Genomic DNA, 12361 nt, shown 5'->3' on the forward strand with positions numbered 1-12361 from the left:
GTGTCCCGGCGCGCGGTGGCGCGCCGATGACAAAGCGATGATCGATAGGTGACAGCCGTCGTGCGTTACTTCACCAGCGCTTTTTCGCCGCCCTCGCGTACCCAGAACAGTACCGCGCCGGCCACGGCAGCGGGCATGGCGACCAGGTTGACCACCGGGATCAGCAGCGCCAGGTAAGTAATGCCGCCGAAGCCCATGCAGGCCCAGCGCTTGCTGCGCAGCCAGGCGAGCATCTCGTTCCAGCCGAGCTTGTGGTTGTCTGCCGGGTAGTCGATGTACTGCACGGCCATCATCCACACGCCGAAAATCAGCCACAGCGGTGCGGCGATCAGGTTCAGTCCGGGAATCAGGCTGAGGATGAACAGCGCAATGGCGCGCGGCAGGAAGTAGCCGAGCTTGCGCAACTCGCGGCCGATGGTGCGCGGCACCATGGCCATCAGCTCGCTCCAGCTGAATTCGGGGAAGTCGTCAGTGCCGCGCACCACGACTTCGACCTTCTCCGCGAGGAAGCCGTTGAAGGGCGCGGCGATGATGTTGGCGAGCATGGTGAAGGTGAAGAACACGATCAGCAGCACCAGCGCGACGAACAGCGGCCAGAGGATGAACTGCAGGAAGCTCAGCCACTCCGGCAGGGTCGGCATCAGCCAATCGACCCAGTGGCTGAACTGGTTGATGGCGAAGCCGATCAGGCCGACGAACAGCAGGATGTTGATGCTCAGGGGCAGCAGGACGAACAGCCGCAGGCCGGGGCGCATCATCAGTTTCAGGCCTTCGCTGAGGTATTGCGGGCCGCTCAGGGTGGACATCGGCATCTCCAGGGTTGAACCGTAGGCGACCTTAGCAGACCCGGCAAAGGCGCGGCGAGCCGTCTGTTTTGCCGGGTATGTGGAGCGCAGCCTGGCAATCAGCCAGGCGTATAGCGGTAACAGCGGTTGCGCTCCTGCTTGGCCTGGTACATGGCGACATCGGCGGCGCGGGTCAGGGCGTCGGCAGCGGCGGCATCCTGCGGGTAGAAGGCGATGCCGATGCTCGGGGTGACGAAGTCGATCAACTGGCCGCCCAGGTGATAGGCAGTTCCCAGTACCGACAGCAGGCGTGCGCCAAGGGCCTCGGCCTGCTCTGGCTCGGCGTTGTTCAGCAGCACGGCGAATTCGTCGCCGCCCAGGCGGAAGGCCTGGTCCGGTTGGCGCAGGCTGCTGCGCATGCGCTCGCCGACGGTACCGAGCAAGGCGTCGCCGATGGCATGGCCGAAGCGGTCATTGACCTGCTTGAAGCGGTCCAGGTCGATGTACAGCAGTGCCACGCGGCTGCAATGCGCCACGGCGTGCTGCAGTTGTTCGTTGAATGCCTTGCGGTTGCCCAGGCCGGTCAGGGCGTCGCGGTAGGCCAGGTCGATGAGCTGTTTCTGATAGGCCACCTGGTCGCTGATGTCGCGCAGGATGCCGCGCAATCCCTGGAGTTCGCCCTGGGCGTCACGGATCGCCGAGAGGCGCGTCTCGCAATTGACGAGGTGGCCATCGCCGTGCCTGAACGGCGCCGAGAAGGTGGTTTCCTGCTCATCGTTGCGCACCTTGTCGTAGAGGCCCTGGGCACGATGGTAGTCCTCCTCCTGCAGCAGGATGCTGAAGTGCCGGCCGTTGAGTTCCGCGCTTCCGCGGCCGAGCATTCGGCACAGCGCCGGGTTGACGGTGCCGATGCGGCCCGTTGTATCCATCTCGAAGTAGCCATCGCGGATTGCGTCGAGGATTGCCCGGTCGCGCGCCTCGCTTTGTTCCAGGCGGTCCAGGGTGCGGTTCATCTCACTGGCCAGTTGGCCCAGCTCGTCCGTGCCCTGGGGGCTCAGGCGCGAAGCGGTCCGGTCCTGGCCGATCACCGCCACTTCGCGATTCATCCGGGTGACCCGGCGGATGATGCGGAATTCCAGGGCCACATAGGCGAGCAGGATGGCGCCGCCGAGCAGGGCCAGGGTCAGGTAGAGGAACAGGCGCACCGATTGCTGGCCCTGCTGGTACAGCGGTCGGGGGCTGGTCAGTTCCAGACGCAGTTGCGGCCGGCCGCGGGAGTCGAGATAGAGCAGCGACATCTGCTGGCTGTTCTCGTCGAGCAGGTGCCGCGGGCTGAGCAGCGTGGCGCCGCGCCCGGTGGGGATGTTCAGGGTGCGCCAGTCCTTGCCCTGCACCGGGTCCTGGGCCAGGCGCAGGCTCGCGCCCATCTGCGTCTGCAGGTTGTACATGCGCGCGCTGTCGAGCAGTACGCCGGCGATGACCACCCCGGCCGGTTCGGCGGTGCCTGCGGTATTGCTGATGGGGTAGCTGAGCAGCAACTGCGGCACGCCTTCGATCTGCAGCAGTTGATCGAGGCTGTGGCGCGGGTCGCCATCGATATCCAGGGCGCCCAGCTCCAGTGCGGTGCGCAGGATGCCGTCGCGCAGGCGCTTGGTGTCCGGCACCTGCTGGCCGGGGAAGCGCGCGGCCAGCTCGTCGAGCTTCCATTGCTGGGCGACGATGTGCCCGTCGCGGTCGACGAACAGGACATAGTCGAAGCCGAGGATGCCCAGCAGGTCCTGGTCGAGATTGTCCTCGATGAAGCGCGCCTGCGGCAGGCGCATGAACTGGTAGCTGGCGTCCCACCAGGCGTAGCTGTGGACGATGTCGAGGTTGCGCTGTTTCTCGTAGGCGACGCGGTTGTGGACGATGCGCACCTCATCGGCGAGGTGCTGGCGGTCCCCGCGGTCGAAGCGGTCGAGCAGGATCATGTCCGACAGCAGCCAGACCCCTGTGAGGCTCGCGACGAACAGGGGCAGGCACAGCCAAAGCAGGCGGGCGCGAAGGTTCATGGTGGTCCGGGTGACCTCTGGTTTGCTTGAGTCTAGACACAGGTGCAGTGGCTGCCCGCTACATAGGGGCAGCCTATGGGGGGCATTGAGATTGGGCATTTCAGCAGGACGCGGCGGCGGCGGTAAGCTGCGCGCCATCTGGTATCGAACGAGTTCGAGGGTCGATCCGACACTCCCTGACTTATCTCAAGGAGCGCAGGACGACCGCGGAAATCCCTGACTTATCTCAAGGGTTTTCCGGAGTTCTGCGGGACAATGCGATCCGTGACTCAGGTCACACCGCATTGTCCTCAGTCTCCGGACCGTGCGGTCCGCGCAAGAAACCTTTCAGTGGAGCTGCCGCCCTCCCAACCTTCCCCCTGGTGCTTTGGCAGCTCCCTTTTCTTTTGCACCCGCTCTTCACCCGAGCACTGGAGGCTGTCATGTCCGATCGTCACGCGCGCGTCATCATTCTGGGTTCGGGGCCTGCGGGTTACAGCGCTGCGGTCTACGCCGCCCGCGCCAACCTCAAGCCGCTGCTGATCACCGGCATGCAGGCCGGCGGCCAACTGACCACCACCACCGAAGTCGACAACTGGCCGGGCGACCCCCATGGCCTGACCGGCCCGGCGCTGATGCAGCGCATGCAGGAACACGCTGAGCGCTTCGAGACCGAGATCGTCTTCGACCACATCCATGGCGTTGACCTGGCCGGCAAGCCGTTCGTGCTCAAGGGCGACAGCGGCACCTACACCGCGGATGCCCTGATCATCGCCACCGGCGCCAGTGCGCGTTATCTCGGCCTGCCGTCGGAAGAGGCGTTCATGGGCAAGGGCGTGTCCGCCTGCGCCACCTGCGACGGCTTCTTCTACCGCAACCGCGAAGTGGCGGTGGTGGGCGGCGGCAATACTGCCGTGGAAGAGGCGCTGTACCTGGCCAATATCGCCAGCAAGGTGACCCTGGTGCACCGCCGCGACAGCTTCCGTTCCGAGAAGATCCTGCAGGACAAGCTGCGTGCCCGCGTCGCCGAGGGCAAGATCGAACTGCGCCTGAATGCTCAGGTGGAAGAGGTGCTGGGCGATGCCATGGGCGTCACCGGCGTGCGCCTGCGCCATAACGATGGCCAGGCTTCGGAACTGAAGGTGGACGGCCTGTTCGTCGCCATCGGCCACACGCCGAACACCTCGTTGTTCGAGGGCCAGCTTGAGCTGAAGGACGGCTACCTGGTGGTCAACGGCGGCCGCGAAGGCAATGCCACGGCGACCAGCATCCCCGGCGTGTTCGCCGCCGGCGACGTGGCCGACCATGTCTACCGCCAGGCCATCACCTCGGCCGGCGCCGGCTGCATGGCCGCGCTGGATGTCGAGCGCTACCTGGACTCCCTGTAACGGCCCGAAGAGCCGGCGTGCAGGAAGGGGCCCCGCTTTGCGGGGCCTTTTTCTGTCCGGTGCTCTTCGTAGGAGCGAGCTTGCTCGCGAACCGCTTGGCACCCTGCCTTGCAGGTTCGCTGATAGCGGCATCGGCGGATAATCCGTTCCGGGTTATCCGCCCTGCGTACTGCCGGACTCTGGCCTTGCCGGCGGTTCGCGCGCATGGCGCGCTCCTGCGGGTTTGGCATTTCGTTCGGGGTTTCCACCCGCGCCGAGGCCAGGCAGAACCACGCAGGTAGGATGGGTGGAGCTTGCGATACCCATGCTGTCGGTGCATCGGAATCGATGGGTATCGCTGCGCTCCACGCCATCCTACGACAGCGTTTTCCGGGGAGCGGTGGCAGGGTGCGGTTCCCGAGCAAGCTTGCTCCTACAGATACCAGGAAGTGAGTTGCGAGGCTTTGCCGGCGTCCGAACCGCGTTCCTATGAACTAGTGCCGCAATTTTGCGTGCGACGTTTCCGTATCATCCCAAACCGCGTCGGTAGGGCTAACGGCTGCTGGGTCGACTCAGTACCTTGGCGGACGGTGCTGAACACACCCAGTAGGCGGTCTGCCGCCACCCGACAATGCGGTTGTTCTTGCTGCTGTAGCAATTGCTATGGCCGGGTGGCGCGCAGCCATAAAACACCCGAAAGGGGAAATCTGCGGGCGGTCCTACTGCCGTGTTCAAGCACCTGGTCGCCCCTCTGAACAGGGGGCGGAGCATGAACGAATGAGTAGGTATTTCGAATGCACAAACAGACCCAGTCCCAGGCCTTTGGGATTTCATCAAGGCGTGTCCAACATGAGGTCCGCCATGGATAACGAGATCCTCATTCCCACCACCTTCATCCGTCATCGCCGTCAGTTGCGCGCCTTCCTGCTCGACGATGAGCCCTGGTTCTGTGTGAGCGACCTGGGCCGCCTCATCAATCGCCCGCTCAACGAGCGCCTGCACAACAGCCTCGACGCCGACCAGTTGCAAACCTCTTGGGTGCGCAATGGCCATGGCGAACATGAAGAGGCATTGCTGGTCAGCGAGTCCGGCGCTTATGCGGCGTTGATCTTCCACTTTCATCCGGAAAACCGCTCTGTTCGGCACTGGCTCAACCGCCAGGTGGTGCCGGCGTTGCGCAGCGCGGAGCATCCGCAATTACGGCCGCGCGAACGGCAGTTGAGTTGGGCGGATCAGCACTTGGGCGTGCTGGAGTGGCACGGGCGGTTGTGGGTCCCGTTCGATGATGTGCCGGTGATTGGGCGGTTGGACTAGTTGCAAGGGCATCGCGAGCAAAACTCGCCCACTCAAGAGCCCCTAACCCTCTCCCGCACGCGGGAGAGGGGACCGTTGGGTGCAGGAGGGGGTTTTCGGGAAAGCCCGGCGCGAGGCGGGCATATCGCGGACGAAGTCCGCTCCTACGCGGAGGCAACCCGCCGGAGTTTCCCGGGAAGGGTGAACTTGGCCGCGGTGCATTCGCGGACAAGGTCCGCTCCTTCCAACTGTTCGCCCAAGAAAAAGCCCCGCATCGGCGGGGCTTTTTCATCGAGCAGGAAACCTCAGCCGCGGCGCGACAGGGGTTGGCGCTCGAAGTTGACGCCGGCCAGGCCGGTGCTCTGCAGGGCGCGGATGTTGGCGTGGTCGGTGCCTTCGGGGTTGTCACGCACGGCGCGGTAGTGCTCGCCGAACGCCAGCAGCGACTCTTCCTGGCTCAGACCTTCGAGAATGGCGAAGCCCAGGGTCTTGCAGGAACCTTCGTTCTGCCCGGCGGGGTTCTCCACGCTGCCGTTGCTGAAGGCACTGGGGGTGTAGCTGTAGTGCTCGGCGATATACGCCAGGGTATCGGTGAACAGGTGCTGCTCGCTGCGCAGGCGCGAGCGGAAATCGTTGAGGGTCATCAAGGCAAACTCTTAGTGTTTCTTCGCGTTATCGAAGGCCGACTGCTGGGCAGGGGTCGCTTCCGTCTGGTACTTGGCCTTCCATTCGGCGTAAGGCATGCCGTAGATCTCTTCGCGGGCCTGGTCCGGGCTGACCGCCAGGCCCATGTCGTCCGCGGCAGCCTTGTACCACTTGGACAGGCAGTTGCGGCAGAACCCGGCAAGATTCATCAGATCGATGTTCTGCACATCCTTGCGGGTACGCAGGTGCTGGACCAGGGTGCGGAACGCGGCGGCTTCAAGCTCCGTGCGCTGCTCGTCGGTCAGGTTCATCGGCTCGGTCATGGCAGGTCTCTCAACAAGGGCGCAGCGGAGGCGCATGGCGGGGCTGGCGAGATTCTAAGAGGCGGGCGATCTGCCAGCAACGCCCATTGGCCGGCTGGCACGCTCGTGCAGGCTGGCGGCAGGGCTGTTTCTCGCTCAGCGTCGGGCCGCCAGGGCGATCGATACCGACTCGGCGAAGCGCAGGGCGTGGGGCTTGTCCACTTCCACTTCGGCGTAGTGCACGGCCGGATTGGCCATCACCAGATCGAGCAGTTCCTGGGTCAGGCGCTCGAGCAGGGCGAAGCGGTTCTCCTCGACGTGGGCGATGATCGCCTTGGTGATGGTGCGGTAGTTCAGCGCGTGGTCGATGTCGTTGACCTGCACCGCATCGCCGGCGGGGTAGAGGATGGTGAGGTTGATCAACACATCCTGCTTGTTGAGGATTTCCTCCTCCTTGATGCCGATGTAGGTGCGCACGCGCAGATCCTTGACCCGGATTCGCGCCATGCCCGGCTGCAGTTGCGTCATTTCACTTGCTCCGTCCGATCAGTTGCAGGAATTCCTGGCGGGTATTGGTCGATTCGCGGAAGGCACCGAGCATCACCGAGGTGTTCATCACCGAGTTCTGCTTCTCCACGCCGCGCATCATCATGCACATGTGCTGCGCCTCGATCACCACCGCCACGCCGGCAGCGCTGGTGACCTGCTGGACCGCCTCGGCGATCTGCCGGGTCAGGCTCTCCTGGATCTGCAGGCGGCGCGCGAACATGTCGACGATACGCGCCACCTTCGACAGGCCCAGCACTTTGCCGGTGGGAATGTACGCCACATGGGCCTTGCCGATGAAGGGCAGCAGGTGATGTTCGCACAGCGAGTAGAGCTCGATGTCCTTGACGATGACCATCTCGTCGTTGTCCGAGGCGAACAGCGCGCCGTTGACGATCTCGTCCAGCGTCTGCCCGTAGCCGTGGCAGAGGTACTGCATGGCCTTGGCCGCGCGCTTGGGCGTGTCCAGCAGGCCTTCGCGGGTCGGGTCTTCGCCGAGCCCCAGGAGAATCTCACGGTAGTGGCGAGACAGGTCTTCGATCATGGTGGGAGTTCCTCGCGCCCGCGCCGGGCGGGTCATTTCAGGTGCCGGCCGCCGTTGACGGTGAGGGTGGTGCCGGTCACGTAGGGGCTGTCGAGCAGGTAGCGCACGCTCTGGTAGATCACGTCCGGGCCGGGCTCGATGCCCATGGCGGATTTCGCCAGGGTGCGGGCGCGGTACTCGGCGTCGTCGCCGGGATTGAACATGATCAGTGCCGGCGCGATGCCGTTGACCTTGATGCGCGGTGCGAGGCTCGCAGCGAAGGACAGGGTGAGGTTGTCCAGGCCGGCCTTGCTGGCGCAGTAGGCGATGCGGTTGGCGCTGCCCTTGCGGGCGACGTCGTCGGAGAGGTGGATGATGTCCGCCGGGGCGCCGCGCTCGGCGGCGTCGCGTTCAAGCAGTTCGCTGCAGCGCAGGTTGATCAGGTAGGGCGCGAGCATGTGCACGCGGAACAGTGCTTCGAAAGCCTGCGCATCGCCACCGGGCTGTTCGGCGATCCACGCCGAGGCGTTGTGGACGATCGCGCGCAGCCGGTCGGTGCGGGACTTCAGCGCGTCGATGAAGGCGAGGATGCCGGCTTCATCGGCCAGTTCGGCGTGCAGGCAGGTGGCGCCGAGTTCGCGCAGTTCGGCGATGCCGGGCTTTTCCTGGCGATAGGTCGCGATGACCGGCTGGCCTTCCTGCAGCAGGCGTTTCGCACAATGCAGGCCGATGCGCTGGCTGGCGCCGGTGATCAGGATGGGGGCTGGGGTCTGGCCCATGCGCGCCTCGCGAAGGTCCACTGGGGAAGTGCCGCGGCGGACAATGCCCTAGCGGCCGGGTAGGGCAAAACTATACCAGCCCCGGCGCGGCGCGACACGGATGGGGCATAATGGGCGGCCTTGTCTTGCCTTGTGGGAGTGAACATGAAAGTCGCCATCCTGTCCGGATCGGTCTATGGCACCGCCGAAGAAGTCGCGCGCCACGCCAAGCGCCTGCTCGAGGCCGCCGGCTTCGAAGCCTGGTATGACCCGCGCGCCACTCTGGACGCCATGCTCGAATTCGCTCCCGAGGCTCTGCTGGTGGTGACCGCGACGACTGGCATGGGCGACCTGCCCGACAGCTTCCAGCCACTGTTCCACGCCATCCGTGACCGCCTGCCCGCCGCCTGGCGCGGTCTGCCGGGTGCGGTGCTGGCGCTGGGTGACTCCAGCTACGGCGACACCTACTGCGGTGGTGGCGAGCAGGTGCGCGAGCTGTTCGCCGAACTGGGCGTGCAGGAAGTGCTGCCGATGCTGCGCCTGGACGGCAGCGAAACGGTGGACCAGGAGACCGACTCCGAGCCGTGGCTGGCCGACTTCATCGCCGCGCTGAAGGCCTGATGCACCCGCGCGCCCGCTTCCTGATCGACACGCTGCAGCTTGCCCCGCATCCCGAGGGTGGCTTTTACCGGCGTGTATTCGAGTCCGGGTTGAAGGGCGCCGATGGCCGGCCGCAATCGTCGGCCATCCTCTTCCTCCTGTCAGCCAGCACCGTCAGCCGCTGGCACCGGGTGGATGCCGACGAACTCTGGCACTTCCACGAGGGCTCGGCGCTGGAGTTACTGATCGCCGAGCGCGCGGATGTTGCCGTGCGCTGCGAAACCCTTGGCCCGGTGGGCGAGGGCAGCCTGCCGCAACGTGCCGTGCCGGCCCATGCCTGGCAGGCGGCACGCTGCCTGGGCGACTACGTGCTGGTGGGATGCACCGTGTCCCCCGCGTTCGAGTTCGCCGGGTTCAAGCTGCTGGCGGACGATGCAGAGGCGCAGCGGGATTGGCCGAAGCTGGCCGGCGATTTTCCCGAGCTGGTCTGAGCAGGTTCGCGAGCAAGCTCGCTCCTACAGGTATGTGCCGCGCGCTCTTCGTAGGAGCGAGCTTGCTCGCGAACCGCGTTATTGCGGATGCAGCGGCATCTCGACCATCAACGCCAACCAGGCTTTCGCCGCATTCGACAGGTAGGCGTCGCGCCGCCAGATGAAGCTGATATCCCAGCGCAGGTCCGGCTGGCTCAGCAGCACACGAACCAGCCCCGGCCGCTCCAGGTCCTTCGCCACCACGCGGGGCAGCAGCACCGCGCCTTGCCCGGCGGCTACCAGCGCACCCAGGAAGTCCGCCTGGCCACTGCGGCCGCCTTCCTTCGGCTCGAAGCCAGCCTCGCGGCAGGCGCGCAACAGGCGGTCGTTGAGGGTGAAACTCTGCTGGTAAAGCAGGAAGGGCGTGTCGGACAGCTCCACCAGTTCCAGGCTTTCCCGCGTTGCCAGCGGATGATCTGCCGGCAACAGGACGTCCAGGGGCTCGTTGCAGAAGGGCTGCCAGTCGAACCCGGGCTCGTCCGGTGTGAGGCCGCCGCCCAGTTCCAGTTCGCCGCTACGGACCATTTCCTCCATGGTCTTGCTGCCGCCCTCGATCAGGTGCACGTCGATGTTCGGGTAGCGCCGCCGGTATTCGGCGAAGCGCCCGGCGAACAGCGCGTCAGCGCCCAGCAGCGGCAGGCCCAGGCGCAGTTCGCCGCGGTGCAGGTGGGTGAGATCGTCCAGTTCGGTGTGCAGCTCGCGGCGCAGGCGCAGCATATCCTCGGCGCGGCGCAGCACCACTTCGCCAGCGGCGGTCAGGCGGATGTGCGGGCCGCTGCGCTCCAGCAGTTGCACGCGCAGACTCTGCTCCAGCTGGGCGACCTGCTTGCTCACGGCGGACTGGCTGGCGTTCAGGTGCACCGCCGCCTGGGTGAAACTGCCGTGGCGCACGACTTCGGCGAAGGTGCGCAATTGCTTGAATTCCATTCTGGAATGGCTCCGATTCGATCTATTCGCTTTGGGGATGATAGGCGCGGGAGTAGGCTTTGCGCCATTCCCAACCGATTTTTCATCCCGCTCAACGCCTCGAGATCGCCGCCATGTTCCGCCGCGCCGCCCGCCTGATTTTCGAACTCGCCGTCCTGGTCGCCTTCTGGTGGCTTGGCGGCTGGATCGCCACGCTCACCGGCCTGCCACTGCCGGGCGGGGTGATCGGCCTGGCGCTGCTGCTGGTGCTGTTTGCCGGCGGGGTGATCCGCCCGGCGCTGTTGCAGGGCGGCGCCGGCCTGCTGTTGGCGGAGATGCTGCTGTTCTTCATTCCCGCGCTGATGAGCCTGCTGGACTACGGCCCGCTGCTGCGCAGCGAGGGCTGGAAGATTCTGCTGGTGATCACCGCCAGCACCGTGCTGGTGATGCTGTCCACCGCCCTGGCGGTTGAATGGATGTGCCGCTGGAGATCGCGCCATGAGCCTCGATAAGCAAGCCCTGTTCTGGTTGGCCGTCACCCTGGACGGCTACCTGCTCAGCCGTACCCTCTACCGCCGTTTCCAGCAGTACTGGTTGTCGCCCATCGTCTTCGTGCCGGTGTTGCTGTTTGCCCTGGCGATCCCGATGCAGGCGCGCTACGCCGACTACGCCCGTGACACCAGCTGGCTGGTGGCGCTGCTCGGCCCGGCGACCGTGGCCTTCGCCATCCCGATCTGGCAGCAGCGTGCCTTGCTGGCGCGCCACTGGCCCGCGCTGCTGACCGGCATGCTGGCTGGCTCGACCATGGCCATCGGCAGTTCCTGGGCGCTGGCCCACGCGCTGGCGCTGGACGGCCAGGTGACCCTGTCGCTGATTCCGCGCTCGATCACCACGCCCTTCGCCATGGAAATGTCCCACGACCTGGGTGGTGTGCCGGCGCTGACCGCGGCCTTCGTGATGATCACCGGGGTGTTCGGCGCGCTGATCGGCGGTGTGCTGATGAAGATGCTGCACCTGCGCTCCGCCCTGGCCCGCGGCGCGCTGCTGGGCGTCGGCGCGCACGGCGCGGGCACCAGTCGGGCTTACGAGTTCGGCGGAGAGGAAGGTTCGGCTGCAGGGCTGCTGATGGTGCTGACCGGGCTGTTCAACCTGTTGATGGCCCCGGTCCTGGCCTGGTGCCTGTAACGGCGATCAGCTCAGCTCATAGGCATCGAGCATGCGCGAGGTGTCGGCGGGGGAGTTGAACATCATCACGTCGATGATCGAAAGCCCCGCCTCGAAGGTCGGGCGCTTCTGTTCGTAGGGCACCAGCTTGGGCTCCTGGAAACGTAGCGTGAGCCCGGCTGCCTCGTACTTGCCGCGGTCGAAGAAGCTCTGCCCGCCAGGCGGGTTCCAGTACTCCTCGACGCCGCCGAGTGCCTTGCAGATGTTCAGCGCCCATTCGTCCGGCGCGGTCGGCCGCTCCATCGGCAGCTGCATGCGCGAGAGCACCGGCATTTGCCGTGGAAAGCCAAGGTAGGCGCAGGTGGCTTCCAGGGTGGTCTTGTTCAGCGAAACGATGTCCTCGAAGGGATGATCCAGCGAGGCGGCGATCATCTCCCGCACGTCGCGATAGTACGGCGCGACCTTGCGGTACACGTCGAGCTGCGAGAACAGGCTGCGCCGCCAGTCCTGGCGGTTGTCCAGGCGCACGTCCTTGATCAGCGTCTCGCGATGGTGCTTGATCCGCGGCACGCGGATATACAGCCAGCCGTCCTGCTGCTTGAGGATGCGGTTGCGCTCGATCCAGCCGTGGTGGATGTATTGCACGGTGTCGAACAGGACAAACAGATCGGTGTGCTTGATCAGGCTGAAGTAGCCTAGGTAAGGAAAGAAGTAGGGCTGCATGATGGCGGTTCGTTTCACGTCGGCTGCCTCGTTGGCCGAACTGGAGTCTCCTCCCGACTCCCGGGTACTACTCCCGAATGGTGCGAAAGATATTGCGAAATGTTTCCAGGTGGGGCGGAAGCGCCCGGAAGGGCGCCGGGGGCAGGCTGAGAAATGGGCACGCTTCCGCCAGCCCTGACCTGCGAGCGG

Annotated in this window: 15 protein-coding genes; 6 read left to right on the top strand and 9 right to left on the bottom strand. The window is 65.4% G+C overall.

The window, feature by feature from the left end:
- Positions 1–65 precede the first annotated feature (65 nt).
- Together cysZ and N5C91_RS05630 are read right to left on the bottom strand one after the other, a co-directional pair.
- The gene (gene cysZ / locus N5C91_RS05625) at positions 66–806 is read right to left on the bottom strand and encodes a sulfate transporter CysZ (RefSeq protein WP_279828379.1); all 741 of its coding nucleotides are present in this window, start codon (positions 804–806) and stop codon (positions 66–68) included.
- Between the two features lie 98 nt (positions 807–904).
- Positions 905–2836 (bottom strand): diguanylate cyclase, encoded by a 1932-nt coding sequence (locus N5C91_RS05630; protein WP_279828381.1) that lies wholly within the window; start codon positions 2834–2836, stop codon positions 905–907.
- A 422-nt stretch (positions 2837–3258) separates the two neighbouring features.
- Between N5C91_RS05630 and trxB the strand changes: the two genes are divergently transcribed.
- Positions 3259–4203 (top strand): thioredoxin-disulfide reductase, encoded by a 945-nt coding sequence (gene trxB / locus N5C91_RS05635; protein ID WP_233298987.1) that lies wholly within the window; start codon positions 3259–3261, stop codon positions 4201–4203.
- An 840-nt stretch (positions 4204–5043) separates the two neighbouring features.
- Positions 5044–5496, top strand: coding sequence for a Bro-N domain-containing protein (locus N5C91_RS05640; RefSeq protein ID WP_279828385.1), 453 nt, complete (start codon positions 5044–5046; stop codon positions 5494–5496).
- Between the two features lie 284 nt (positions 5497–5780).
- On the opposite strand, the gene N5C91_RS05645 is transcribed toward N5C91_RS05640, so the two are convergent.
- From N5C91_RS05645 to folM, 5 genes are all read right to left on the bottom strand, one after another.
- Positions 5781–6119 (bottom strand): HopJ type III effector protein, encoded by a 339-nt coding sequence (locus N5C91_RS05645; protein WP_236172854.1) that lies wholly within the window; start codon positions 6117–6119, stop codon positions 5781–5783.
- Between the two features lie 12 nt (positions 6120–6131).
- Positions 6132–6443, bottom strand: coding sequence for a DUF1244 domain-containing protein (locus N5C91_RS05650; protein ID WP_236172853.1), 312 nt, complete (start codon positions 6441–6443; stop codon positions 6132–6134).
- 135 nt (positions 6444–6578) lie between these two features.
- On the bottom strand, positions 6579–6950 hold the full coding sequence (folX, locus tag N5C91_RS05655; protein ID WP_236172852.1) for a dihydroneopterin triphosphate 2'-epimerase: 372 nt from the start codon (positions 6948–6950) through the stop codon (positions 6579–6581).
- 1 nt (position 6951) lies between these two features.
- Positions 6952–7512, bottom strand: a complete 561-nt coding sequence (gene folE, locus N5C91_RS05660; protein ID WP_236172851.1) for a GTP cyclohydrolase I FolE — start codon at positions 7510–7512, stop codon at positions 6952–6954.
- A gap of 32 nt (positions 7513–7544) precedes the next feature.
- Positions 7545–8270 carry a dihydromonapterin reductase gene (gene folM / locus N5C91_RS05665; protein WP_279828387.1) on the bottom strand — a complete coding sequence of 242 codons (726 nt, stop codon included), beginning with the start codon at positions 8268–8270 and terminating at the stop codon, positions 7545–7547.
- A gap of 144 nt (positions 8271–8414) precedes the next feature.
- On the opposite strand from folM, the gene N5C91_RS05670 reads away from it, so the two are divergent.
- Together N5C91_RS05670 and N5C91_RS05675 are read left to right on the top strand one after the other, a co-directional pair.
- Positions 8415–8870, top strand: coding sequence for a flavodoxin (locus N5C91_RS05670; RefSeq protein ID WP_279828389.1), 456 nt, complete (start codon positions 8415–8417; stop codon positions 8868–8870).
- A complete protein-coding gene (locus N5C91_RS05675) occupies positions 8870–9340 on the top strand; it encodes a cupin domain-containing protein (protein WP_279828390.1) in 471 nt (156 codons plus the stop codon). The genes N5C91_RS05670 and N5C91_RS05675 overlap by 1 nt, the downstream gene beginning before the upstream one ends.
- Positions 9341–9418: 78 nt before the next feature.
- Here N5C91_RS05675 and N5C91_RS05680 read toward each other — a convergent pair whose 3' ends face one another.
- A complete protein-coding gene (locus tag N5C91_RS05680; RefSeq protein WP_279828392.1) occupies positions 9419–10306 on the bottom strand; it encodes a LysR family transcriptional regulator in 888 nt (295 codons plus the stop codon).
- Between the two features lie 113 nt (positions 10307–10419).
- Here N5C91_RS05680 and N5C91_RS05685 point away from each other — a divergent pair, with 113 nt between their 5' ends.
- Positions 10420–10797 (top strand): CidA/LrgA family protein, encoded by a 378-nt coding sequence (locus N5C91_RS05685; RefSeq protein WP_236199395.1) that lies wholly within the window; start codon positions 10420–10422, stop codon positions 10795–10797.
- Positions 10784–11470 carry an LrgB family protein gene (locus tag N5C91_RS05690; protein ID WP_279828394.1) on the top strand — a complete coding sequence of 229 codons (687 nt, stop codon included), beginning with the start codon at positions 10784–10786 and terminating at the stop codon, positions 11468–11470. The genes N5C91_RS05685 and N5C91_RS05690 overlap by 14 nt, the downstream gene beginning before the upstream one ends.
- 6 nt (positions 11471–11476) lie before the next feature.
- Here the strand turns inward: N5C91_RS05690 and N5C91_RS05695 are convergent, their stop codons facing one another.
- Positions 11477–12190: a WbqC family protein gene (locus tag N5C91_RS05695; protein ID WP_236172845.1), complete on the bottom strand. Its 714-nt coding sequence runs from the start codon at positions 12188–12190 to the stop codon at positions 11477–11479.
- Positions 12191–12361: the final 171 nt, after the last annotated feature.

The sequence above is a fragment of the Pseudomonas sp. GD03903 genome, from assembly GCF_029840045.1.
In the GTDB taxonomy this organism is placed as follows: Bacteria; Pseudomonadota; Gammaproteobacteria; order Pseudomonadales; family Pseudomonadaceae; genus Pseudomonas; species Pseudomonas pseudonitroreducens.

Coding starts and splice junctions, on each gene's coding strand:
- cysZ (WP_279828379.1), bottom strand. CDS start 806: ATGTCCACCCTGAGCGGCCCGCAATACCTCAGCGAAGGCCTGAAACTG.
- N5C91_RS05630 (WP_279828381.1), bottom strand. CDS start 2,836: ATGAACCTTCGCGCCCGCCTGCTTTGGCTGTGCCTGCCCCTGTTCGTC.
- trxB (WP_233298987.1), top strand. CDS start 3,259: ATGTCCGATCGTCACGCGCGCGTCATCATTCTGGGTTCGGGGCCTGCG.
- N5C91_RS05640 (WP_279828385.1), top strand. CDS start 5,044: ATGGATAACGAGATCCTCATTCCCACCACCTTCATCCGTCATCGCCGT.
- N5C91_RS05645 (WP_236172854.1), bottom strand. CDS start 6,119: ATGACCCTCAACGATTTCCGCTCGCGCCTGCGCAGCGAGCAGCACCTG.
- N5C91_RS05650 (WP_236172853.1), bottom strand. CDS start 6,443: ATGACCGAGCCGATGAACCTGACCGACGAGCAGCGCACGGAGCTTGAA.
- folX (WP_236172852.1), bottom strand. CDS start 6,950: ATGACGCAACTGCAGCCGGGCATGGCGCGAATCCGGGTCAAGGATCTG.
- folE (WP_236172851.1), bottom strand. CDS start 7,512: ATGATCGAAGACCTGTCTCGCCACTACCGTGAGATTCTCCTGGGGCTC.
- folM (WP_279828387.1), bottom strand. CDS start 8,270: ATGGGCCAGACCCCAGCCCCCATCCTGATCACCGGCGCCAGCCAGCGC.
- N5C91_RS05670 (WP_279828389.1), top strand. CDS start 8,415: ATGAAAGTCGCCATCCTGTCCGGATCGGTCTATGGCACCGCCGAAGAA.
- N5C91_RS05675 (WP_279828390.1), top strand. CDS start 8,870: ATGCACCCGCGCGCCCGCTTCCTGATCGACACGCTGCAGCTTGCCCCG.
- N5C91_RS05680 (WP_279828392.1), bottom strand. CDS start 10,306: ATGGAATTCAAGCAATTGCGCACCTTCGCCGAAGTCGTGCGCCACGGC.
- N5C91_RS05685 (WP_236199395.1), top strand. CDS start 10,420: ATGTTCCGCCGCGCCGCCCGCCTGATTTTCGAACTCGCCGTCCTGGTC.
- N5C91_RS05690 (WP_279828394.1), top strand. CDS start 10,784: ATGAGCCTCGATAAGCAAGCCCTGTTCTGGTTGGCCGTCACCCTGGAC.